The sequence below is a fragment of the Bacillus sp. FSL W8-0519 genome, assembly GCF_038005585.1.
Taxonomy (GTDB): domain Bacteria; phylum Bacillota; class Bacilli; order Bacillales; family Bacillaceae_G; genus Bacillus_A; species Bacillus_A paranthracis.
Map to the genome: position 1 here is coordinate 1,970,922 of NZ_JBBOTL010000001.1, position 22,466 is coordinate 1,993,387.

General features: G+C 34.9%; 25 protein-coding genes. 15 read left to right on the plus strand and 10 right to left on the minus strand.

The window, feature by feature from the left end; genetic code table 11:
- Nucleotides 1-13: 13 nt before the first annotated feature.
- Both NST14_RS10220 and NST14_RS10225 read right to left on the minus strand, forming a co-directional pair.
- A complete protein-coding gene (locus tag NST14_RS10220) occupies nucleotides 14-1,015 on the minus strand; it encodes an LLM class flavin-dependent oxidoreductase (protein ID WP_229142999.1) in 1,002 nt (333 codons plus the stop codon).
- Nucleotides 1,016-1,120: 105 nt separating this feature from the next.
- Nucleotides 1,121-1,312: a DUF3896 domain-containing protein gene (locus tag NST14_RS10225; protein ID WP_000805515.1), complete on the minus strand. Its 192-nt coding sequence runs from the start codon at nucleotides 1,310-1,312 to the stop codon at nucleotides 1,121-1,123.
- 177 nt (nucleotides 1,313-1,489) lie between these two features.
- On the opposite strand from NST14_RS10225, the gene NST14_RS10230 reads away from it, so the two are divergent.
- Nucleotides 1,490-2,962, plus strand: a complete 1,473-nt coding sequence (locus tag NST14_RS10230) for a flavin monoamine oxidase family protein (RefSeq protein ID WP_001168137.1) — start codon at nucleotides 1,490-1,492, stop codon at nucleotides 2,960-2,962.
- A 75-nt stretch (nucleotides 2,963-3,037) separates the two neighbouring features.
- A complete protein-coding gene (locus NST14_RS10235) occupies nucleotides 3,038-3,622 on the plus strand; it encodes a GNAT family N-acetyltransferase (RefSeq protein ID WP_001068763.1) in 585 nt (194 codons plus the stop codon).
- 24 nt (nucleotides 3,623-3,646) lie between these two features.
- On the opposite strand, the gene NST14_RS10240 is transcribed toward NST14_RS10235, so the two are convergent.
- Entirely contained in the window at nucleotides 3,647-4,549 is a 903-nt protein-coding gene (locus NST14_RS10240; RefSeq protein WP_000442810.1) for an aldo/keto reductase, read from the minus strand.
- 165 nt (nucleotides 4,550-4,714) lie between these two features.
- On the opposite strand from NST14_RS10240, the gene NST14_RS10245 reads away from it, so the two are divergent.
- Complete coding sequence (locus NST14_RS10245) at nucleotides 4,715-5,665, plus strand: CobW family GTP-binding protein (protein ID WP_000613440.1); 951 nt, start codon at nucleotides 4,715-4,717, stop codon at nucleotides 5,663-5,665.
- A 96-nt stretch (nucleotides 5,666-5,761) separates the two neighbouring features.
- On the opposite strand, the gene NST14_RS10250 is transcribed toward NST14_RS10245, so the two are convergent.
- The 5 genes from NST14_RS10250 to NST14_RS10270 form a co-directional block, all read right to left on the minus strand.
- Nucleotides 5,762-6,232, minus strand: coding sequence for a GNAT family N-acetyltransferase (locus NST14_RS10250; protein ID WP_000172420.1), 471 nt, complete (start codon nucleotides 6,230-6,232; stop codon nucleotides 5,762-5,764).
- Between the two features lie 373 nt (nucleotides 6,233-6,605).
- A complete protein-coding gene (locus NST14_RS10255) occupies nucleotides 6,606-7,010 on the minus strand; it encodes a hypothetical protein (protein ID WP_000617398.1) in 405 nt (134 codons plus the stop codon).
- An 87-nt stretch (nucleotides 7,011-7,097) separates the two neighbouring features.
- Entirely contained in the window at nucleotides 7,098-7,508 is a 411-nt protein-coding gene (locus NST14_RS10260; RefSeq protein ID WP_000621152.1) for a hypothetical protein, read from the minus strand.
- 16 nt (nucleotides 7,509-7,524) lie between these two features.
- A complete protein-coding gene (locus tag NST14_RS10265) occupies nucleotides 7,525-9,066 on the minus strand; it encodes a WXG100 family type VII secretion target (RefSeq protein WP_000249905.1) in 1,542 nt (513 codons plus the stop codon).
- 303 nt (nucleotides 9,067-9,369) lie between these two features.
- Nucleotides 9,370-10,320 carry a metal ABC transporter substrate-binding protein gene (locus NST14_RS10270; RefSeq protein WP_001126173.1) on the minus strand — a complete coding sequence of 317 codons (951 nt, stop codon included), beginning with the start codon at nucleotides 10,318-10,320 and terminating at the stop codon, nucleotides 9,370-9,372.
- A 267-nt stretch (nucleotides 10,321-10,587) separates the two neighbouring features.
- Here NST14_RS10270 and NST14_RS10275 point away from each other — a divergent pair, with 267 nt between their 5' ends.
- Together NST14_RS10275 and NST14_RS10280 are read left to right on the plus strand one after the other, a co-directional pair.
- Nucleotides 10,588-10,737: a hypothetical protein gene (locus NST14_RS10275; protein WP_000540927.1), complete on the plus strand. Its 150-nt coding sequence runs from the start codon at nucleotides 10,588-10,590 to the stop codon at nucleotides 10,735-10,737.
- A gap of 115 nt (nucleotides 10,738-10,852) precedes the next feature.
- Complete coding sequence (locus NST14_RS10280; RefSeq protein ID WP_001042754.1) at nucleotides 10,853-11,512, plus strand: oxidoreductase; 660 nt, start codon at nucleotides 10,853-10,855, stop codon at nucleotides 11,510-11,512.
- 29 nt (nucleotides 11,513-11,541) lie between these two features.
- Here NST14_RS10280 and namA read toward each other — a convergent pair whose 3' ends face one another.
- Nucleotides 11,542-12,579: an NADPH dehydrogenase NamA gene (gene namA / locus NST14_RS10285; RefSeq protein ID WP_001107026.1), complete on the minus strand. Its 1,038-nt coding sequence runs from the start codon at nucleotides 12,577-12,579 to the stop codon at nucleotides 11,542-11,544.
- Nucleotides 12,580-12,712: 133 nt separating this feature from the next.
- Here namA and NST14_RS10290 point away from each other — a divergent pair, with 133 nt between their 5' ends.
- The 6 genes from NST14_RS10290 to NST14_RS10315 all read left to right on the plus strand — a co-directional run bounded on the left by NST14_RS10290 (nucleotide 12,713) and on the right by NST14_RS10315 (nucleotide 17,585).
- Nucleotides 12,713-13,165, plus strand: coding sequence for a methylated-DNA--[protein]-cysteine S-methyltransferase (locus NST14_RS10290; protein ID WP_000283894.1), 453 nt, complete (start codon nucleotides 12,713-12,715; stop codon nucleotides 13,163-13,165).
- A 25-nt stretch (nucleotides 13,166-13,190) separates the two neighbouring features.
- Complete coding sequence (locus NST14_RS10295) at nucleotides 13,191-14,180, plus strand: DUF2628 domain-containing protein (RefSeq protein ID WP_113732688.1); 990 nt, start codon at nucleotides 13,191-13,193, stop codon at nucleotides 14,178-14,180.
- A gap of 83 nt (nucleotides 14,181-14,263) precedes the next feature.
- Nucleotides 14,264-15,925, plus strand: a complete 1,662-nt coding sequence (locus tag NST14_RS10300) for a peptide ABC transporter substrate-binding protein (RefSeq protein ID WP_061535805.1) — start codon at nucleotides 14,264-14,266, stop codon at nucleotides 15,923-15,925.
- 58 nt (nucleotides 15,926-15,983) lie between these two features.
- Entirely contained in the window at nucleotides 15,984-16,400 is a 417-nt protein-coding gene (fosB, locus tag NST14_RS10305) for a FosBx1 family fosfomycin resistance bacillithiol transferase (protein WP_000911692.1), read from the plus strand.
- A 15-nt stretch (nucleotides 16,401-16,415) separates the two neighbouring features.
- The gene (locus tag NST14_RS10310) at nucleotides 16,416-16,961 is read left to right on the plus strand and encodes a short-chain dehydrogenase (RefSeq protein WP_061535804.1); all 546 of its coding nucleotides are present in this window, start codon (nucleotides 16,416-16,418) and stop codon (nucleotides 16,959-16,961) included.
- A 12-nt stretch (nucleotides 16,962-16,973) separates the two neighbouring features.
- Nucleotides 16,974-17,585, plus strand: coding sequence for a phosphoserine phosphatase 1 (locus NST14_RS10315; RefSeq protein ID WP_061535803.1), 612 nt, complete (start codon nucleotides 16,974-16,976; stop codon nucleotides 17,583-17,585).
- Between the two features lie 55 nt (nucleotides 17,586-17,640).
- Here the strand turns inward: NST14_RS10315 and exsB are convergent, their stop codons facing one another.
- Complete coding sequence (exsB, locus tag NST14_RS10320) at nucleotides 17,641-18,219, minus strand: exosporium protein ExsB (protein WP_000817501.1); 579 nt, start codon at nucleotides 18,217-18,219, stop codon at nucleotides 17,641-17,643.
- 181 nt (nucleotides 18,220-18,400) lie between these two features.
- On the opposite strand from exsB, the gene cotH reads away from it, so the two are divergent.
- From cotH to NST14_RS10340, 4 genes are all read left to right on the plus strand, one after another.
- A complete protein-coding gene (gene cotH, locus NST14_RS10325; RefSeq protein ID WP_048556892.1) occupies nucleotides 18,401-19,477 on the plus strand; it encodes a spore coat protein CotH in 1,077 nt (358 codons plus the stop codon).
- 105 nt (nucleotides 19,478-19,582) lie between these two features.
- The gene (locus tag NST14_RS10330; RefSeq protein ID WP_000216914.1) at nucleotides 19,583-20,200 is read left to right on the plus strand and encodes an NUDIX hydrolase N-terminal domain-containing protein; all 618 of its coding nucleotides are present in this window, start codon (nucleotides 19,583-19,585) and stop codon (nucleotides 20,198-20,200) included.
- Between the two features lie 104 nt (nucleotides 20,201-20,304).
- Nucleotides 20,305-20,907, plus strand: coding sequence for a DedA family protein (locus NST14_RS10335; RefSeq protein WP_000881208.1), 603 nt, complete (start codon nucleotides 20,305-20,307; stop codon nucleotides 20,905-20,907).
- A gap of 96 nt (nucleotides 20,908-21,003) precedes the next feature.
- Nucleotides 21,004-22,383: a putative polysaccharide biosynthesis protein gene (locus NST14_RS10340; protein ID WP_098487105.1), complete on the plus strand. Its 1,380-nt coding sequence runs from the start codon at nucleotides 21,004-21,006 to the stop codon at nucleotides 22,381-22,383.
- Nucleotides 22,384-22,466 lie beyond the last annotated feature (83 nt).

Genomic DNA, 22,466 nt, shown 5'->3' on the forward strand with positions numbered 1-22,466 from the left:
CTCCTTTTTAAAATTATAAATTAAAAGCATTTGCCAATAAGCGATAAGAATTCAATTTATCTTCAAATCGATGAGTAATAGTGACAATCATAAATTCTTCAGTATTGTACGCTTTGCTTAAGTTTATGATTTTTTCTTTTACAGAAGACGGATCGCCTACTATCATACGTTGACGATTTTCTTTTATACGGAATAAATCATACGTGCTATATGAATAATTTTGAGCAGTTTCGATAGAAGGAGTGCCAGTTGTACGCTTTCCTTGTTCTAGTAATAAGATTGATAAATCTAAACTAGAAGCAATTTTTTCCGCCTCTTCATTTGTTTCTCCGCAAATAACAAAAATAGCGACGATTGATTTTGGTTTATCTCCTAAATAGGAAGGCTGGAATTGTTCTTGATAAGCTTCCATTACTTCAGGGCCGCCGTATCCGTTAATGAACTGTGCGAATGCAAAAGAAGCACCTTGTTGTGCGGCAATCTTTGCACTCTCTCCGCTAGAGCCAAGCAACCACATGTCAGGAGATGTGGGAATTACAGGAGTAGCCTTTAAATTTGCATAATGATGGTTTTCTGGTACTTGATCATGTAAGTACATTGCAACATCTGCAATTTGCTCTGGATATTGATCAAGTGAGACCATTTTTCCTTCTTGAAGTGCGCGAGTTGCAATGGGCATACCACCAGGTGCTCTGCCGACACCAAGGTCAATACGATTTGGATAAAGCGCTTCTAAAACACGGAAATTCTCAGCAACTTTATACGGGCTATAGTGAGGTAACATAACACCACCCGAACCAACTCTCATACGCTCCGTTTTTGCTGCAATATGAGAAATAAGTATTTCTGGACTTGAACCAGCAAAGTTTACAGAATTGTGATGCTCTGATACCCAAAAGCGTGTATATCCGAGTTTTTCAACTTCTTGCGCAAGCGTAACTGTATGTGAAAAAGCTTGGGCTGCCGTACTACCATCTGAAATAGGGGATTGGTCTAATACACTTAATTTGATCATAGAATATACCTCTCAATCTTAATGTACATCCTATTATATATTTACTTACGAAAAATGCGTAATGAAATGCTCAAAATAAAAAGTGGATAAATTATATATCCACTTTTAATGTGAAAATCCTCGTTCATAATGATTCATTTCGACTACATTTAAAATATATTCGTAGTTATCAATCTCAAGTTTTATTTGTTCACGCTCTTTTTTAGATAGATGCATATTACTAAGTTTGTTGCATAGCTGTTGTTTCTTTTCTTCTAAATACTTTTTTGTAGCATTGTAGTCGTAAGTTGGTTTCATTTTTAACCACTCCTTATTTGCTGTTGCTATATTATACGAAGCGTGAAGAGATGTGAGAGCGATCTCTTATGTATTTTCAGTGAATATTCAACTTGCTCTGTTGTTATGTTTATGGAAATTTATGAATAAAATGCACTAAACGACTAATGCCCATTTGATGAAGTAAGGGGTGGAATTGTGCAGAAAGATATAATGTATAACACGGAGATGGATGAAACGTTAAAAATTATAAATAAAGGATTAAAGAAGACGACGAGTCCGAAGCAAATTATTGTAGTAGGGGCTGGCATGGCTGGATTAGTTTCGGCATCTTTATTAAAAGCTGCGGGACATGAAGTGAAGATTTTTGAGGCAAACAACCGGGTAGGTGGCCGCATAGAGACAGTTAGAATGGAAGATACCGGTTTATATTTGGATGTAGGGGCGATGAGAATTCCGTATTCGCATACATTAACGATGGCATATATAAGAAAATTTGGGCTACAGGTAGGCCCTTTTATTAATAGGAATGAGACTGATATTATTTACGTAAACGGCCGAAAAACGACATTAAAACAATATGAAAAAGAGCCAAGTATATTAAAGTATCCTGTGGAAATGAATGAAGTTGGGAAAACATCTGAGGAGCTATTATTGTTAGCGGTACAGCCTATTATAAATTTTATTAAAAAGAACCCAGAGAAAAATTGGGATGTTGTAGTAAATGATTTTGGCAGATACTCTACAGGACAATTTTTAAAGTATCACCCTTATCAATATAATACTTACTTTTCACCAGTAACAATTGAGATGATTGGTGTTTTGTTGGATTTAGAAGGTTTTTTAGAAAGGTCATTCGTTGAGACATTACGTTTTTTATACATTATGCAAGAGGAGAGCGGATTTTGTGAAATAATAGGCGGTAATGATAGATTGCCAAAATCTTTTTTACCACAATTAGAGGAAGATATTATATATAATCAAAAATTAATGAAGCTACATCAGCATGATAATGGTGTGACAGCTTTCTATCGAAACGAAGAAACGTTTGAATATAGTAGTATTACAGGGGACTTAGTTATTGTTACCATTCCGTTTTCGACAATGCGGTTTGTAGAAGTAGATCCATTTGATTCTATATCTCATGAGAAATGGAAAGCAATTCGTGAATTGCATTATATGCCAGCGACAAAAATAGGAATTCAATTTAAAAGTCGATTTTGGGAAGAACAAGGACAGTTAGGTGGCAGAATTATAACAGATTTGCCAATTCGTTACGCCTATTATCCAAGCTATGGAATTGGAGAGAAGGGACCAGCTATGATGCTAGGAAGCTATACATGGTCTTATGATGCGTTGTTATGGGATGGCTTATCAAAGGGTGACCGTATTTATTACACATTACAAAACTTAGCAACGATATTAGGTGGTCAAGTATATGATGAATTCTTATCAGGTATATCAAAAAGTTGGACGTTGGATCCATATGCACTTGGAGGGTTTGCTCTATTTCAGGCAGATCAAGAATCAGAGTTGCAACCAGCGATTGTCAAACCAGAGGGAAGAATATTCTTTGCTGGAGACCATACAACGTTATATCACGGATGGATACAAGGGGCAATTGAATCTGGCGTTCGTGTTGCGGTAGATGTAAATGAATTAAATGTATAAAATTCAGAAATTTCTTTACTGTATAGTTTGAGATGGATATTATTATATATAAAAGAATTATAGGGAGTGTTTACAGTGAATCCATTATTATTCGATTTTCCTTCTGAATTTTATACTGAAAGGCTATTGATTCGAATGCCGAAACCAGGTGATGGTAAAGCTGTATACGATGCCATTCAAGCTTCTATGAAAGAATTAAAACCATGGATGGTTTTTGCACAAAAAGAGCAAACAGAGGAAGAAGTAGAAGTGAGCATTAGAAAATCACATATTCAATTTTTACAGCGTGAGGACTTAAGATTACTAGTTTTTTCGAAAGAAACAGGCGAGTTTATCGCATCTAGCGGATTGCATCGCATTAATTGGGATATACCCCAATTTGAAATCGGGTATTGGATTGATTCGAGGTTTAGTGGAAAGGGCTATATGGTTGAGGCTGCAAAGGGGATAACAGATTATGCTTTTTCTGAACTGAAAGCAAATCGCGTAGAAATTCGTTGTGATTCTTTAAATAAGAAAAGTAGAGCGATCCCTGAGAAATTAGGTTTTAAATTAGAGGGTGTTTTAGAAAGTGCGAGTGTTGCAGTAGATGGAAATGGCTTAAGGGATATGTGTGTATTTGCGATGACTAGAAATACATATGAAAAAGAAGAGCTGTAGAGAAACGGCTCTTCTTTTTGTGTATTATGGTACAGGATGTCCGTTAGAGCTTTCGAAAATTGTAAACCATTGTTGACGGTCTAAGTTAAATTTTGTAGCAAGAGCGGCTGTTTTAACACGATCTAATTTACCAGAGCCGATGATTGGCAACATTTTAGCTGGATGTGCAAGTAACCAAGCATACATAACCGTATCGATACTAGAAACACCTAGCTCAGTAGCAACTTTTTGCACAGTTTCACGTACACGTACAGCACGTTCTGATTGACCAGTAAAGATTTCTCCGCCAGCAAGAGGTGACCAAATCATTGGATTGATTCGTTTTTCCTGACATAAATCAATTGTTCCCTTTTCAAAATGTTCAAGCTGCAGAGCTGATACTTCAATTTGGTTCGTAATAAGCGGGAAATCTAAGTATGAACTTAACATATTGAATTGGGAAGGTAAAAAGTTAGATACACCGAAATGACGAACTTTTCCTTCTTGTCTTAAGCGTGAGAACGCTTCTGCCACTTCATTTGGATCCATGAAAGGATCAGGACGATGGATAAGTAATACGTCAATATAATCTGTATGTAAATTTTTAAGTGAAGCTTCTGCACTTTGAATAATATGTTTTGCACTAGTGTTGTAGTGAGCAACATAACGCTCTGGAAATTTCGGTGATGGGGGAGCGATTCCACATTTTGTGATGATTTGCATGTTTTCACGTAAGGAAGGCTTTAGTTGTAATGCCTCTCCGAACAGTCCTTCACACATATAACCGCCATAAATATCAGCATGATCAAAAGTGGTAATTCCCATATCCATACAATCTTCAATGAAAGAAAGTAATTCTTGTTTCGTCATATTCCATTCTGCTAAACGCCAAAAACCTTGAATCATACGAGAAAATTCGAGTGTTTCGGCCATTTGAACTCGTTCCATTATAAGTGCCCCCTTGATGAATGAATAATGTTTTGAAAAGGCTTTCTTGCTACATATTATTATATAGTTACAGTGTCGTACATACAATAAATATGTTTTGCTACAAAAACGATTTTTTCTATATGCTATAATGTAGAAACATATAGCTATAAGGAGAGGTACAAAATGATTCCAGTAACAATATTAACTGGTTTTCTTGGTTCAGGGAAAACGACATTATTAAATCGTATTTTATCAGAGAATCACGGTCAGAAATTGGCGGTGATCGTAAATGAAATCGGGCAAATTGGTATTGATAATCAGTTGATTATGAATGTTGAAGAAGAAATTATGGAAATGACCAACGGCTGTTTATGCTGTACTGTACGTGAGGATTTACTCGTTGCGTTAAAACAATTACTGGACGTAAAAGCAGAAGGGAAAATGGACTTTGATGGATTAGTAATTGAAACGACGGGTCTTGCAAATCCAGGTCCTATTATTCAAACATTCTTTTTAGATCCTGTTATTCAATCTGCATACCAAATTAATGGTGTTGTAACAGTAGTAGATAGTTATCATATACATAAACATTTTGAAAAAGGGCTAGAAGCAAAAGAACAAATTGCATTTGCTGATGTTGTATTAGTGAATAAGTTAGATTTAATTGAAGAGAGTGAAAAAGAAAATCTCTTACATGAATTGCAAGGAATAAACCCGACTGTAAAGTTAATTCAGTCGACTAATTGTGATGTGGATATTCCATCGTTACTACAAATTCAAACGTTTAAAACGAAAGATACGTTACAAATTTATCCTCATACAGAGCATAATCATTTAGAAGGTGTAAAATCGTTTGTACTACGCGAAGAGCGTCCGTTAGATTTACAAAAACTAAATGAGTGGATGTCAGCTGTCGTTCAAGAACTAGGAGAATATTTATATCGCTACAAAGGAATTTTATCGATTGATGGAGTGGATAAACGTATCGTTTTCCAAGGCGTACATACGTTATTTGCTGCTTCGTATGATAGAGAGTGGCAAGAGGGCGAAGATCGAGTAAGTGAAGTTGTTTTTATCGGAAAAGATATTAATAAAGAATGGTTCCAAGCACATTTCGAGGAGTGTGTGAAATAAGTCTGCGTTTATTGCAGGCTTATTTTTTGGACTTAACTAAGTGTTTTGTAGAAAAATACTAGATTGCCAAAAACGAAGGACTAAAAAAACCTGTTTTCACAGGTTTGTATGTTCATCTAAAAGTAACTCCATTACAACACCTACAACAGGACCTTCATCATCAATATCGCCATTTAAACGGAAGCCAAATGACTCATATAATCCCATTGCAAGTTTGTTGTCTGGGTGTAAACTTAAATAAATTGTTTTACATTCAAATTTATTTTGTAAGAATTGAATAAGCAAGCGAAGGAAACGTTTTGCGTATCCTTTTCCTTGATATTGTTGGTCAATCATAAAGCGGTCTAACCATATGCTTTTACGTTTTTCACAATACCATCCATACATTGCATATCCTACAAGTGTTTCTCCATCATATAAACCTACTGACGTTCCGTTTCCCTCATATAATGATTCTGCTAAAGAAAACGCATTGCTTTCAATAAATTGCTGCTGGTCTTTTGCGACGTTTAAAGCAGCTACCGAACGCCAATTTTTTTCTGTTACTTCACAAATGTGAAGAGTCATAATTCCAACTCACCTTCTAAATTAATATAGCTTAAAAGCTAATATGGATAATTTTACTTGTTATTTTGGTCAAGTCAAGCAGAAACACATAAACATTATGCTAATAAGAGCATCTCCATTGGTGAACTCAATATTTTTATTCACTGCACATTGCACTCGTTGAAGGGGCACTTGGTTTTGTATTGTCTGCTGTATGTAATATCCTACAGGAGAAATTCTGGATTGTGTTTTTAGGAACATATTGATCCTTATATTTATCAATTTGGATAGCTAGTTAAAATAAAGATGCTGGTTTAGGATTTGCTATTGTTACAAAATAGGTAAGGATTATAAAAGCAGAACCCTTATACGGTTCTGCTTTTATTTGGTGTAATTAATTGTCTATATCTAGTGTAAATCCCCATATAGGTTTTTTTTCTTCAATTAACTCAACATCTGTCCTATTTACTTCCATATGAAATTCCCCACGACCTGGTACAGACATATTTAGTTTGTGTCCTACCTGTGGATTATTTGTAGCAATAACTACTTTTAATTCGCTTGCAGTTAGTACTCCGAAATTATGTCCTTTATATTTTGCGTATGTTGTAATTTCATAAGCGGTATCCAAGTCTTCTTTTTTTATTTTTTTAAAGAAAATATTTTCATCCCAATCATCTTGAATAAAACCATTTAATAGTTCAGCTGGATCATTCGATATAATTTCTAGATCATCTTTCTTTCCAGCTAACATGTATTCTTGTCCATTATATAATCCATATTTTCCATCTCTAATCATTGAGTCACCTAATCTACTGTTTTTCGGTTGCCGGTATTAAACGGCAGAACCTTTGTGCTTATAAGGTTCTGCTGTTATCTATTGTAATTAATTCTCTTTATTTAGTGTAAATCCCCAGATAGGTTCTACTTTTTCAATTAACTCAACATCTTCTAGTCTTACATCTTTTACGAATTCCCCACGACCAGGTGAAGACATTCCTAATTCTTTTCCTACTTTGGGATCAATCGTATATATTGAAACAGTTCCCTTGTCTTTATTTTCTCCAATAATTCGAAACATAATTTCTTTATGCTTGGCAAAAGGTGTAATGTCATACGCTGTTTCTAACTCGGATTTTTCAACTTCTTTTATAAATAAATTGGGATTTCGTTCGTAGGGTGTAAAACCGTTTTGTAAGTCCTTTTGATTTGTAGAAGTTAATATAAACCGATTACCGATTTTGGATATACTATATTCTGTCCCTTTATAAACTGCATACTCATCTCGTCTAATCATTTCCATAATTCCTTTCTTAGTTCTTAGTCACAGCTGGAATAAATTTTTTATCTAGCTCGCTATATATTCCTACCAATCGTTCCTTTCCGTTTACAACTTCATATATTTCTGCTCCATCATGTGGTCTTAATTTCTGTGGAAATTGAGATTCATATTCTGGAATAATACGTCCGTTTTCAGACATTACAAATCCATTTCCTGTTTGAGGATATTGTAAGTAATCGCTAGGTTTTTTATTTATTGGGTCATTAAAATTATCGCCATAAGGAATATATAGTTTTTCCGCATCATCCGATGTAAATCTAATAACACCAAAATCACTTTCGGTAGTAAATTTGGTTTTGTGATAATCTAAACGTAATGAGTGAAATAAGTCATGTGATGATTGAATGTCTGCTACATCTTCAAATTTTGCAACGCATCCCCCGACTTCATTGAATCGCTCATCCATTAAGTATTTTTTTATATCTTCTAACGGAATTGCTTTCTGCATCATTGTAGTAGAAGTTGGTGCGGGAACACTGTCTCTAATCTGTTTCATGGCTACTACTTCTTCTGGACTAAGTTCATGATACATTTTTGTTTTTAGCTCATTAAACTTTTCACGTGATATATCTACATCCCGCAAAACAGAATCTATTTGATTTTCAAAGTTACTTTCAGCTAGATGTTCGATTTGTTCACGTGTATATCTCGGTTTGATTTCTGCCACTGTTCCGCCAGTATTCTCTAAATAACGTTTTACTTGTGCTTCACCTACACTTGTGACAGGTTGGGACCTATCACCTTTAGCAAACTGGTAGGTTGAAAGTTTTTCTTCGGCTTGTCTAAAACTAGCACTATCAAATACAGATCTACCACCATTACCGCCTGCGAAAGCCAAATTATCGCCTTTATTAAATAATTGTCCAGCTTTCGAGATACCTTGAGAGAATTTAGCCCCTTGTGCAAGCTTTGCAGCCTTACTGACCCCTTTATCTCCAAGAAGACCCAATCCAATTTGTGTTAAAGCATACGATCCCCATCTTGCACGTGTTTCTGCATCTCCATTTATCACATCTTTATTAAAAGAGTCGGATAACGCATCCCACATAGCAGGTAAAGCTTCATCTAAATGGGTGACAGTGTAGCCCATGCCTTTCCAAGTTTCCCAGTCACCTAATGCTTTTATACCGTCAATTGTATCTCCAACAGCATCTCCCGCACCATCTACTATACCATCCCATACTTTTCCTAAGAAAGATTTTTCAGGTGCTTTACTAGACTTAGCCGTTTTTTTGGATGTTACATCTTCACTATCTGCAACGCGGAATTTCTCAGCAATTCTCTTTAATTCTTCTTCAACATGCACAAGCGCATTAATAGCTGTGAATGCGGATGGTCTCGCATTGTTAAACATTTGAATGAAGTTTTGATTTGATGCGCCTGTCCATTGAAAACACATGTAATCAATTTGATTGCATAAGTTATTATGTATAGATTCTAATGCGTGCTTTGTATCGTTTGCCCGTTTTGCAACTCGTTCCAATTCTTCGGGCGTTACTTTTATTTGAACCATTTTTTTCCTCCCTTTCCCGATTAAAATTATGAGGTAAGGAAGGGGAAATGTAAATACTTAATATTAATAAAAATAGATATATTATATGAGAAAATTATGGATGAATCTAATGTAAATGTGAAGTGGATATAGAGTTTTTATGAGCATGAAAAGATGTAGTTTCAATTGAAACTACATCTCTAAAATGAACTACTCTTGATTCTTAAAGATTTTCTCATCCATATTAAAGTTAAAATAAAAAACTGTCTCCAAAAGGTCTTATTTAAAGACCTTTTGAGACAGCCTCTTCTTATCAAAAGTTGGTTAGTTAGTAGCTTCTTTCAATGTGTTTACGTTTTCTTCCATTAAAGTGAAGTAATCTTTATTATTTTTCGCATCGTCTTCAGAAATAGTAGCTAAGTGATTTAAGCGTAAAATCTTTGTACCTGTTTCTTTTTGAATAACGGATGCTACTTTTGGAGTAGAAAATGTTTCAAATAAAATATATTTTAGATTATGTTCTTTTACTGTTTTTGTAATGTCAGCAAGTTGTTTTTGAGATGGTTCATCAGAAGCTGAAATACCGGCGATAGCAATTTGTTTCAGGCCATAGCGTTGTTCCCAGTATCCATAAGCCGCATGAGAAACTAAAATATCTTTCGTTTTTGCATTCGCAACTGCTGCTTTAAATTGATCATCTAAATCAGTAAATTTTGTTTGAAGTGCTGCAAAGTTTTTTTCGAACTCTTGTTTATGGTCAGGTTGTAATGCTACAAGTGCATTTTTAATTTTTTCTGCTTGTTTCATTGCTAGAGTAGGGTCTAACCAAATGTGTGGGTCTTTATCGTGATGATGTTCATCCTCTTTATGGCCGTCTCCGTGATCATGATGCTCTTCTTCAGTAGAAGTACGCAGTTCAATACCTTTTGATGCATTTACAATTTTAACGTTTTCTTTTTGTAATGTTTTTTCCATTTTTTCAGCAAATGGTTCTAATTCAGCACCGTTATAAACGAATAAATCGGCTTTTGCAACTTGTACTGTTTGTTTCTGACTTGGCTCAAATGTATGAGAATCGGCACCAGGCGGATAAATTGCTTCAACAGTTACATAGTCGCCACCAATTTTTTTTGCGAAATCTGCAAGAGGAAAAATAGTTGTATAAACAGTTAGCTTTCCGTCTTTCTTGGCATTACCTTCTTTTGTATTTGAGCAGCCAGTAAAAATTAAAGTGAAAATAAGTAAGAATGAAAATATAGTCAATCTTTTAGGCATGAAGTTCTCCTCTTTTCTTTTTTTACGGATATATTTTCCCCAATTATAGAAGAAAAATATCATTTTAATACAAAACGGAATAATTACGTTTTAGTTTGCGAACTTAGTATAATACATCTTTTATAAAGTTGCAATAAATAATAATCATTCCGATTTGATTTTGTTATAAAGTTGTCAAATATAGGTGTGTTATTTTTGCGAATACATGCATATGTGACAACGCTGTGTTCATATATATGAAAGGAGGGTGTAGAGGGGGCTGAGTGTTTGGGTTACTTAATGGAAGCTATTTTATTGATATTAGCGGTAGTATTACCATTAGCCGTAGTCTTAATTTTTTTAAGAAGATTAATAAGTAATTTAGGAGATGCATCAACCGTAACAAAATTACGAGAGAAAGATGAGAAAAAAGAGTGAGTAAAGCACTATGCGTACGCATAGTGCTTTACTTGTGGTAAAATGAGAGAAGGAAACTCCTAAAAGTTGTATGTTACTAAAGGAGAGAAAAGTAAAATAAGAGGTATATGCATATATGAATAAGCGAACAGCGTTAGTACTTGGTGCAAGTGGTTTAGTTGGGCAAGAGATAACGCGTCTATTACTTGAATCAGATTACTACGATTCGGTTACTATTTTTGTAAGAGAACCAATGCAATGGCAACATGAAAAGTTACAGCAAAAGCAAGTAGATTATTTGGCATTAGAGGAATATAAAGAGTTCTTTGCTGTAGATGACGTATTTAGTTGTCTAGGAACAACAATCAAAAAAGCAAAAACGAAAGCTAATTTCAAAAAGGTAGATTATGAATATACGTTACGAGCGGCTTGTTTAGCTGAAAAACAAGGGGTGCAAAATTTCCTTGTTGTGTCCTCAATGGGAGCGAATCCTAAATCGTTTTTCTTTTATTCACAAGTGAAAGGAAGAATGGAAGAGGAATTGCAAAAGTTAGTAATCGGTGGTATTCACATTTTTAGGCCATCTTTATTAGTAGGAAATCGACAAGAATTTCGCTTTGGTGAAAGAATGGCGGAAAAATTATCTCGTATGATTCCTTTTATATTTAAAGGAGCCTTCAAAAAGTATAAACCAATTTCCGCTAAAGATGTGGCAAAAGGGATGTATATAACTGCATTGCGAGAAGAATCAGGTATCCACATTTATAATTCGAATGAAATTACAACGATAGAATAAATAAAACCGAGAAGAAAAGCTTCTCGGTTTTATTTATTTGTACTGATTTTCCCAGGCGCTCGCTCGTATTGATACGGTTCTTCTAATTCAAAGCCAAGTTCATTGGCGGCTATTCTTGGGAAGTAAGGATTGCGAAGTAACTCACGTCCGATAAAAATTAAATCTGCTTCGTTATTATTTAAAATTTGCTCTGCTTGTGCCCCGGTCGTAATCAATCCAACTGCACCAGTTGCAATGTTAGCATGCTCTTTAATATGTTTAGCATATTGTACTTGATACCCAGGGTAAACATCGATGCGCGCAGGTACAACAGCCCCAGAGCTACAATCGATTAAATCTACTCCTTGTTCTTTCATCCATTTTGTATATTGTACATAATCTTGAACTGTTAACCCGTCAGGATGATAATCATTTGCTGAAATACGAACAAATAGCGGTCCGTTCCAAACTTCATTTATCGATTCAATGATTTCGCGTAAGAAACGATATCGATTTTCAGGTGAACCACCATATTCATCAGTCCGCTTATTGGTAAGTGGAGAAAGAAATTCATTAATAAGATAACCGTGAGCACCGTGTATTTCAATAACGTCAAATCCAGCTTGTTTGGATCGTACTGCAGCTTGCTGAAAAGCTAATACAGTATCTTTAATTTGGTGTTTGCTCATTTCTATTGGCATTTTCATTGTTTCATTAAATGGAATGGCTGAAGGAGCTAACGCATTTGTTTCTAATTCTGCTTTTCTTCCAGCATGAGCGAGTTGAATGGCAGCTTTTGCACCATTATCGTGTATAAAAGTTGTCGCTTTATGTAAGCCTTCAATTAGACTGTCATCCCAAATGCCTAAGTCTTTATTTGAAATTCGACCTTCAGGTAACACGGCTGTTGCTTCAATCATAACTAAACCAACTTGACCAGCAGCTCTTGTTCCATAATGAATGAGATGGAAATTCGTTACTTGGCCATCCTCGTTTTTCGATGAATACATGCACATAGGTGACATAACAATCCGGTTTTTTAATGTAACGTCTTTAATTGTATAAGGTGAAAAAAGTTTGTAATTCATCCAATAGCCTCCTAGATTGAATTTTCTTACATTGTATCATTCTCGTTTTTGTTTCTCGAATAAAACGCTTATACGAAAAATTTTGTCTATTCGTGTTACAATAATGAATATGAATTGAATTGGAGGATGACATATGTACCAAGCTTATTATGAAAGTGAATTAGGCTTGCTAGAAATTACAGCGAACGATAAAGGAATTACGTCTGTTATATTTGTTGATGAGAGACAAGAAGAACATACAAATGAAATGATAGATCAATGTATAAATGAGCTCGATGAATATTTTAAGGGGAATAGAAAAGAGTTCACAGTCCCGTTGTCTCCTGAGGGAACAGCATTTCAAAAAAATGTATGGGATGCGCTCTATACGATTCCTTATGGCGTAAGTGCTTCATATTTAGATATTGCAGAGAAAGTCGGAAATACGAAAGCTGTACGAGCAATAGGAGGAGCAAATAGTCGCAATCCGATTTCAATAATCGTTCCATGTCATCGTGTAATAGGAAAGAGCGGGAAACTTGTTGGGTATGCGGGCGGTTTATGGAGGAAAGAGTGGTTATTAAAACATGAAGGTATTTTGAAATGACGTATGGATGGGAAGAGGGATTGTTTTGAAATGTATAAATTGTGGGCAACTTTGCGAGGGAAATCAGCTGAATTGTGAAAGTTGCCAGCGGACTTTGCATACTGAACAGAGTGAAGGAAGTTCGCTAATAGACAAGGAATTAGAAGTATATGTAGGGAGACAATATCCGTATTACAAAAGGAAATGGGAGCTTGAGGAAAAGCGGATTGCTAGGTGGAGCTGGAATGGTTGGGCAGCTATTTTCAATGTAGGTTGGCTCGGATATCGTAAGTATTATTTACCTGCAGCTTTATTTGTAGTGTTATTATTAGCGTGTGATGCGTTTTCTTATTATATGGGCTTCAACGTAGCATTGCCGATCATTAATATGGTGCCTCTTACGTTTCTATTACTCGTTTTTATTTTATTTGGAATGGCGATTTTTGCGAATGGATTATATTATCAATTTGCAGAAAGGCGTATATATCGAATAAAAGCAAGAGAAATTCAAGATGGATCGGTTGAAAAGTACCTCATTCGTGATAGTGGTGGAACGAGTAAAATGGGAGCAACAATTGTTACGATTTTAGCGGTTGCTAGTATTTTTATCAGCCATTTCTTTTTCCCGACTGATCGAGATATTATTCAAAAAGTTCGTACAAGCTCGCTATATGAATATCCATTCCTTTCAATTGGTGAATCGTTTGAAAATTATTTTAGAAATCCGGGTTGGGCATATTATCGTGGCACGGAAGGATTAGAATTGGTAGAGTTCCAAGGGGATAGTCCGGATATGTCGAAGAAAAAGGTTACGATCCAATTTGTTGTTGATTATAAATTGGGTGAGATTGAGCCATACTCACTTATGATTAATGGCGAATCTAAAAATGAGGAAGAATTTTTAAAGATAATGGACGAAATATTTAAAGTTCAAAATCCATTTGACATAGAGGATGGATTACAAGTAAAAGAAAAAGAAAAAGAAGTGGATAGTAGAGCTCTCTATCCGCTTCTTTTTTTGTATATACGAAAATAATATTTGAAATAATCTGAATCTTTTGTATAATAATATGTATTATACTGGCTTTCATTTATACATATAGATTGGGGGAAGGAACAATGAAGAGAAAGGTAACAACGATTGCTGCAGTTGCATTATCGACTAGTATATTAGTTGCGGGTTGCGGAAATGGGGAGAAGGCATCTACAACGAAGAAAGAAACAGGTAAGGGGGCAGCAGATAAGCAAGTATTAAACTTACTAGAAACAGCTGAAATTCCTTCAATGGATACGTCAAAATCAACAGACTCTGTATCATTCCGTGCCTTTGTAAATGCAATGGAAGGATTATATCGTTTAGATAAGGATAATAAACCAACTCCAGGTATGGCAAAAGACGTGAAAATTAGTGAAGATAAAAAGACATATACATTTGAATTACGTGATGCAAAATGGTCAAATGGTGATCCAGTTCGAGCGCAAGATTTTGTATATGCATGGCAACGTACATTAGATAAAGCAATGGCAGCTGAGTATGCATTTATTTTATTTGATGTAAAGAATGCACAGAAAGTAAATAAAGGAGAATTACCGTTAGATCAATTAGGAGTGAAAGCGAAGGATGATAAAACTTTAGTAGTAGAATTAGAACAACCAGCACCATATTTCCTTGAGCTTACTTCATTCCCAACATTTTTCCCTTTAAATGAAAAATATGTGAAAGAACAAGGAGATAAATACGGATTAGAAGCAGATAAATTATTATATAATGGACCATTTACGATGAGTGAATGGAAACATGAAAGAAGTTATCAGTTAAAGAAAAACCCTAATTATTGGGATAAAGATACTGTGAAGTTAGAAGAAATTAATGTGAATATTGTGAAGGAAACAAGCACAGGAGTAAATTTATATGATAGTGATCAAGCTGATCGGGTTATTTTAACTTCTGAATTTGTTGATAAATATAAAAAGAATAAGCCAGATGAATTTAAAACGAAGTTAGATCCACGTATGTATTTCTTACGTTTTAACCAAAAAAATGCAACGTTTAAAAACCAAAAAGTTCGTGAAGCAATTGATCTAGCATATGATAAAAAAGGAATTGCAAATGTTATTTTAAATGATGGATCATTGCCAGCGTATTTCTTAGTACCTGAAAAATTTACGACAGGACCTGATGGGAAAGATTTCCGTACTGTAAATAAAAATTTCCGTGACAGTAAAGATAATGCAGCAAAAGCGAAAAAATTATGGGAAGAAGCGAAGAAAGAACTTGGTCAAGATACAATTACAGTCGAATTACTAAATGATGATAACGGTAGTCGTAAAAAAGTAGGAGACTTTATTAAAGAAGAGTTAGAGAAAAACTTACCTGGTATTAAAGTGAATTTAAAACAACAGCCATATAAGCAGAAGTTGGATTTAGAAAAGAAACTTGAATATGAATTCTCTTTATCTGCATGGAGTCCAGATTATCCAGATCCAATGACTTATATTGATATGTTTGTTACTGGAAGCTCATTTAATGAAATGGATTATTCTAATCCGAAGTATGATGAGTTAGTAGCGAAATCAAAAGGAGAACTATTAAAAGATGATAAAGCACGCTGGAATGCACTTGCAGAAGCGGAAAAAATCTTAATTGGTCAAGATGCTGCCATTTCTCCTACGTACCAACAAAGTACCGCATACTTAGAGAAACCATACGTAAAAGGTATTGCAAATCATACGTTTGGTGGGGACTTCAGTTATAAATGGGCATATATTACAAAAAAATAGTATAATAAAAGATGAGAGAATTTTCGCTCATCTTTTATTTGTATAGGAGGAATTAGAGTTGTTAAAAGGAATCAATCATCTTTGTTTTTCAGTATCTAATTTAGAAGATTCTATTACATTTTACGAAAAAGTATTGGAAGGAGAATTATTAGTTAGAGGAAGAAAACTTGCATATTTTAATATATGTGGAGTATGGATAGCGCTTAATGAAGAAATACATATTCCAAGAAATGAGATTCATCAATCTTATACGCATATTGCGTTTTCTGTTGAACAGAAAGACTTTGAACGTCTACTGCAGCGATTAGAAGAAAACGATGTTCATATTTTACAAGGAAGAGAACGGGATGTAAGGGACTGTGAATCTATATATTTTGTTGATCCTGACGGCCACAAATTTGAGTTTCATTCAGGGACATTGCAAGACAGGCTTAATTATTATAGGGAAGATAAACCTCATATGACGTTTTATTAAGGGGGGCAAAGAAAGTTGCATGCGCTAGTAATTGGTGGAACAGGAATGCTAAAGAGGGTGTCTATGTGGCTTTGTGAGCAAGGGTTTCATGTTTCTATTATTGGAAGAGATGAAGTGAAATTAGAAAATGTTAAACGAGAGAGTGCTATACCAGAAAATATCACATGCCTTCCGTTAGATTATCATAATGATGACGATGTAAAGGTAGCTATTAAAAGCACAATTGAGCGGAATGGCCCAATAACATTAGTTGTCGCATGGATACACTCAAGTGCAAAAGATGCGTTATCACTTATTTGTAGAGAATTAGACTTGTCGCCTGAAACATACGAAGTTTTTCATATTTTAGGCAGTAAAGCGTCGAGAATAGCCTCACAAAAAATAGGTGGTACGCGATGTAGCTATCATAGAATAATTTTAGGTTTTATATTAGAAGATACATACGCAAGATGGCTTACTCATGAAGAAATATCGGATGGGGTAATAAAAGGAATTGAACGTAAATGTAATGAATGGATTGTAGGACGAGTAGAACCGTGGGAATTGCGGCCAACATGGTAAGGGGGAATTGAAGTGAAGACAACGGTATATGTAACAAGGCATGGTGAAACGGAATGGAATGTAGCGAAGCGAATGCAAGGACGGAAAAATTCTGCTTTAACTGAAAATGGTATACTGCAAGCTAAGCAATTAGGAGAGCGAATGAAAGATTTATCTATTCATGCAATCTATAGTAGTCCGAGTGAAAGAACCCTTCATACTGCAGAGTTAATAAAGGGAGAACGTGATATACCGATAATCGCGGATGAGCATTTCTATGAAATTAGCATGGGTATATGGGAAGGACAGACAATTGATGATATAGAAAGGCAATATCCAGACGACATACAGTTATTTTGGTATGAGCCACATCTTTTTCAGTCAACATCAGGAGAAAATTTTGAGGCTGTTCATAAAAGGGTAATTGAGGGGATGCAGATTCTTTTAGAAAAGCATAAAGGAGAAAGTATATTAATTGTCTCCCATGCGGCAGCAGCAAAATTACTTGTAGGACATTTTGCGGGTATTGAAATAGAAAATGTGTGGAATGATCCATTTATGCATAGTGCTAGTCTCAGTATAATAGAATTTGAAGATGGTAAAGGTGAAGTGAAGCAATTTGCAGATATAAGTCATTTTCAATAAAGCGGGATAAACGTAAAAAAGGCCGCAAAACGGCCTTTTTTTGTAGGCATAAAAACTAACAATTACGTTTTTTATACCAGAAGTGATCAAATTTCTTGTGTTTGCAAGATGGGAATTTATGTCCGCCTTTGCAATCATTCCATTTGTGTCCATCATCGTGACAGTCTTTACCATGATCGCATGAATCATCGCAAGAGCCGCCGTGTCTATGCGGGAAGAATTCGCACTTTTTACAGAAACTTCGTTTAGTCCAGAAAAATTTCTTTTCAAAGCGTATGCATTTTGTAATGAATGTACAATGTTTTCTGCGAGTACGTTTTGTAACTAAAACGCATTCTTTTCTACGCGTCACTTTCGTAACGAACGTCCATTTTTGAACGCGTACACGAGTACATTTTGTAACAAATGTCCATTTTTTCACATGTGTACATTTTGTAACGAACGTACAATGTTTCACGCGAGTACATCTTGTTCTTGGACATTTACCCCCAGTTGTACATTTACATCCAGTTGTACAAGTATGATGAGTGAATTTATCATCATCGCATTCAAAAGTACTTGGATCTTGGTGTAAGAAATCCTCCATCCCAGCACTTTTGATTTCTTCAACCGCTTTTCTAATATCACGTTTCATAGAAATCCTCCTTATCATGTATTAAGTTGAAAAGGTATTCTTTTTCCTTAACAGGATATGTATGTAGGTATCTTTCTGAACAGGACAAGAGTGTAATTTTATATAAATAGATGATAGCGGATGTATGGACAAGGCGAGTTGCATACATTGAATGAAGAGAACTGAGAAGGGATGAGAAAACATGCTACCTTCATATGATTTTTTTATTCATCCAATGTACTTAGTGGAATTGAAAAAAGACATTTGGTCAGACAGTCCAGTACCAGCAAAATTAACTTATGGAAAAAAGAAGTATGATATTGATATCGTATACCGTGGTGCTCATATTCGTGAATTTGAGAAAAAATCTTATCATGTTATGTTTTATAAGCCTAAAAAATTTCAAGGTGCGAAAGAGATTCATTTAAATTCTGAGTTTATGGATCCGTCTCTCATACGAAATAAATTATCTTTAGACTTTTTTCATGATATTGGTGTACTTTCACCGAAATCACAACATGTGTTTATAAAAATTAATGGTCAAATTCAAGGTGTATATTTACAGTTAGAATCGGTTGACGAAAACTTTTTGAAAAATAGAGGATTACCGAGTGGTTCTATTTATTATGCGATAGATGATGATGCGAATTTTTCTTTAATGAGTGAGAGAGATAAAGATGTTAAGACCGAGCTCTTTGCGGGTTATGAATTTAAATACTCGAATGAAAATAGTGAAGAACAGCTGAGTGAATTTGTATTTCAAGCGAACGCTTTGTCGAGGGAATCTTATGAAAAAGAAATTGGGAAGTTTTTGCATGTTGATAAATATTTACGATGGTTAGCTGGCGTTATTTTTACACAAAACTTTGATGGTTTCGTTCATAACTATGCACTATATCATAATGATGAAACAAATTTATTTGAAGTAATACCGTGGGATTATGATGCGACTTGGGGGCGAGATGTACAAGGGAGACCACTTAATCATGAATATATTCGTATTCAAGGTTATAACACGTTAAGTGCAAGATTGTTAGATATACCTGTATTTAGAAAGCAATACCGAGGTATTTTGGAAGAAATATTAGAAGAACAATTTACCGTTTCATTTATGATGCCGAAAGTAGAAAGTTTGTGTGAGTCGATTCGTCCTTATTTACTACAAGATCCATATATGAAAGGAAAATTAGAAATATTTGATCAAGAAGCTGATATGATTGAGGAATATATAAATAAAAGAAGAAAGTATATACAAGATCATTTACATGAATTGGATTAATTTTGAAAGAGATTGGAACATTATCAATCTCTTTTTTTGTATAATAAAGAAGTATTGGTAGAATTGGCGTAATATATACTTAATAAAGGATGGAGATGTGGAAACATGACGGTAAAATGGATTGATTGGGTAAAACAAATACAATCTATAGCTCAAGCGGGTTTAACGTATTCTAAGGATGTGTATGATATAGAACGTTTCCAACAATTACGGGATATTTCCATTTCGATGATGTCACATTATACAAAGACAGATTGGGAAGTTGTAGAGAAGTTATTTGCAAGTGAGACAGGCTATCAAACACCTAAAGTCGATATAAGAGCAGTCGTTTTTCAAAATGAAAAGTTATTATTTGTGAAAGAAAAAAGTGATGGGAAATGGGCATTGCCAGGTGGATGGGCTGATATCGGTTATACGCCGACAGAAGTAGCAGCAAAAGAGGTTTTCGAAGAGACAGGTTATGAGGTAGATCATTTTAAGTTACTCGCTATATTTGATAAAGAAAAACATCAACCATCGCCTTCAGCAACGCATGTATATAAAATTTTTATTGGCTGTAAAATTATTGGCGGTGAAAAGAAAACTAGTATTGAAACAGATGATGTGGAGTTTTTTGGTGAAAATGAATTGCCTAATTTATCGATTGCTAGAAATACAGAAGAGCAAATTAAACAAATGTTTGCCTACATAAAAGAACCTCAGAAAGAAATAGTAATAGATTAATAATGCGTATGCCTGTGATATTGTCGGCATGAAGATATTGGCAGAATGCAACCTTTATGTAATAATGAGATGGTATGTGAAGAAAAAAGGAGATAGAAAATAAGATGTTAGCAAGCATAATAGATCAGTTATTGCAATTTTTTGCAAGTTTAGGTTACTTTGGAGTAGCGCTAGCTTTAATGATTGAAATTATCCCAAGTGAAATTGTACTTTCGTATGCTGGCTTTTTAGTCGCAGATGGTAAAATTAGCTTTGTCGGTGCAGTTATTGCTGGAACAATCGGTGGTACTTTAGCCCAAATCTTTTTATATTGGCTTGGATACTATGGTGGACGTCCAGTTGTAGAGAAATATGGGAAATATCTGCTTATTAATAAACACCATTTAGACATAGCAGAAAATTGGTTTAAGCGTTACGGAGCAGGAGTAATCTTTTCGGCACGTTTTATCCCAGTCGTACGTCATGCAATTTCTATTCCAGCAGGATTAGCTAAGATGCCATTAAAACTATTCACACTGTATACAGTAGTTGCGATTATTCCGTGGTCAATACTATTTATATATTTAGGTGAAAAGCTTGGTGGAAATTGGCGACATATTAAAGAGTATGCATCTGACTACACACATTACATAATTATAGGAGCGGTTCTCTTTGTTGCTCTATACTTCGGTTTAAAGTATTTCAAAAAGAAAAAAGCAGCGCGTTAAAGTCAATGATTTTTCATTGGCTTTTTTATTTGTTTTGGTTCTAAAAAAAAGGAGTTGTCCATAATGTGTAATAATAAAGCGTAGCGGAGGAATGTGATGAAAGGGTCACCGTTTATACGTGGAACGATATTTTTAACAATGGCAACGATGATATCTAAAATGTTAGGGTTTATATATGTTATACCATTTACAGCTATGGTCGGTACGAGTGGGTACGTTTTATACACGTATGCTTATCGTCCATATACAATTATGCTTAGCATTGCGACGATGGGACTACCACTTGCAGTTTCAAAGATGGTATCAAAATATGATCAATTAAATGATTATCATACGGTTAAGAGAGTGTTGAAAAGTGGAATTGTTTTTATGTTTATAATGGGAGTTATTTCGTGTTTTACGTTATATATGCTAGCTCCGCATTTGGCTAAACTTGTAATCGATGGAAATGATCAAACGGGGAATAGTGTAGCGGCGGTCACTACTAATATTCAAATTGTAAGTTTTGCGTTAATACTCGTACCAGTAATGAGTTTATTAAGGGGCTTTTTTCAAGGATTTCAATCGATGGGGCCTTCTGCTCTAAGTGTAGTTGTAGAGCAATTTTTTCGAGTCTTAACCATCTTGATAGGAAGCTTTGTCGTTTTATATGTTTTAAAAGCTTCTATCTCACTAGCTGTTGGTATTTCAACGTTCGGTGCTTTTATGGGAGCGATAGGTGGACTAACTGTTTTAAGTGCGTATTACATAAGGAGGAGAAAGCACTTAAAGAAAAAAGAAATGGCAAGTATACCGCAAACAACGAAATCTTTTTTTTCACTATATAAGGAGCTCTTTACATATTCAATACCATTTGTTGTGGTTGGTTTAGCAATTCCGTTGTATCAGACGATTGACACATTTACAATTAATAAATTACTTATACAAATAGGATATATGCAAGGAGAAGCGGAGAAGATTAATGCGATAATTGGACTTGTTCAGATGGTTGTACTTATCCCAGTTTCCGTTGCGACTGCTTTTAGTATGTCACTCGTACCTGAGATGACAAAAGCTTATACAGCAGGAAATGTGAAGTTACTGTACAAACATTTTACGAGGACGAATCTATTAGTAGTAGGTATTACGGTACCCGCGGCAATTGGAATGATGGTGTTAGCAAAACCAGTGTATACTCTTTTATTTGGTGCCGGAAATGATCCGGAGATGGGAAGCGTTATTTTACGGTATTACGCTCCTGCTTGTATACTATTTTCGCTTTTTACAGTAACGGCTGCAATGTTGCAAGGAATTAATCAACAACAGAAAACAGTGCTAGGGTTAGTGATTGGCATTATTGTGAAGATAGTTTTAAATATTGTATTGCTTCCGTATTTTGATTATGTAAGTTTTATTATTTCAACATACGCTGGTTATACGATTTCAGTTGGCTTTAACTTGTGGATGCTTTCTAAATATGTTATAAAGGCAACATAAGCTTTTTAAGGCAGAGAGCACTCTGTCTTTTTCTTTGTTTGTAATATTTTTCTTATAAAAACGTTTTCAAAATAATTTTTCTA

Bases quoted from the DNA above. Each gene is read 5' to 3' on its own strand.
- NST14_RS10250 (WP_000172420.1), bottom strand. From the start codon at position 6,232: ATGACTCTTCACATTTGTGAAGTAACAGAAAAAAATTGGCGTTCGGTA.
- NST14_RS10265 (WP_000249905.1), bottom strand. From the start codon at position 9,066: ATGGTTCAAATAAAAGTAACGCCCGAAGAATTGGAACGAGTTGCAAAA.
- namA (WP_001107026.1), bottom strand. From the start codon at position 12,579: ATGAATTACAAACTTTTTTCACCTTATACAATTAAAGACGTTACATTA.
- NST14_RS10255 (WP_000617398.1), bottom strand. From the start codon at position 7,010: ATGATTAGAGATGGAAAATATGGATTATATAATGGACAAGAATACATG.
- NST14_RS10270 (WP_001126173.1), bottom strand. From the start codon at position 10,320: ATGCCTAAAAGATTGACTATATTTTCATTCTTACTTATTTTCACTTTA.
- NST14_RS10330 (WP_000216914.1), top strand. From the start codon at position 19,583: ATGACGGTAAAATGGATTGATTGGGTAAAACAAATACAATCTATAGCT.
- NST14_RS10245 (WP_000613440.1), top strand. From the start codon at position 4,715: ATGATTCCAGTAACAATATTAACTGGTTTTCTTGGTTCAGGGAAAACG.
- NST14_RS10290 (WP_000283894.1), top strand. From the start codon at position 12,713: ATGTACCAAGCTTATTATGAAAGTGAATTAGGCTTGCTAGAAATTACA.
- exsB (WP_000817501.1), bottom strand. From the start codon at position 18,219: ATGAAACGTGATATTAGAAAAGCGGTTGAAGAAATCAAAAGTGCTGGG.
- NST14_RS10225 (WP_000805515.1), bottom strand. From the start codon at position 1,312: ATGAAACCAACTTACGACTACAATGCTACAAAAAAGTATTTAGAAGAA.
- NST14_RS10280 (WP_001042754.1), top strand. From the start codon at position 10,853: ATGAATAAGCGAACAGCGTTAGTACTTGGTGCAAGTGGTTTAGTTGGG.
- cotH (WP_048556892.1), top strand. From the start codon at position 18,401: ATGCTACCTTCATATGATTTTTTTATTCATCCAATGTACTTAGTGGAA.
- NST14_RS10220 (WP_229142999.1), bottom strand. From the start codon at position 1,015: ATGATCAAATTAAGTGTATTAGACCAATCCCCTATTTCAGATGGTAGT.
- NST14_RS10300 (WP_061535805.1), top strand. From the start codon at position 14,264: ATGAAGAGAAAGGTAACAACGATTGCTGCAGTTGCATTATCGACTAGT.
- NST14_RS10240 (WP_000442810.1), bottom strand. From the start codon at position 4,549: ATGGAACGAGTTCAAATGGCCGAAACACTCGAATTTTCTCGTATGATT.
- NST14_RS10260 (WP_000621152.1), bottom strand. From the start codon at position 7,508: ATGATTAGACGAGATGAGTATGCAGTTTATAAAGGGACAGAATATAGT.
- NST14_RS10335 (WP_000881208.1), top strand. From the start codon at position 20,305: ATGTTAGCAAGCATAATAGATCAGTTATTGCAATTTTTTGCAAGTTTA.
- NST14_RS10340 (WP_098487105.1), top strand. From the start codon at position 21,004: ATGAAAGGGTCACCGTTTATACGTGGAACGATATTTTTAACAATGGCA.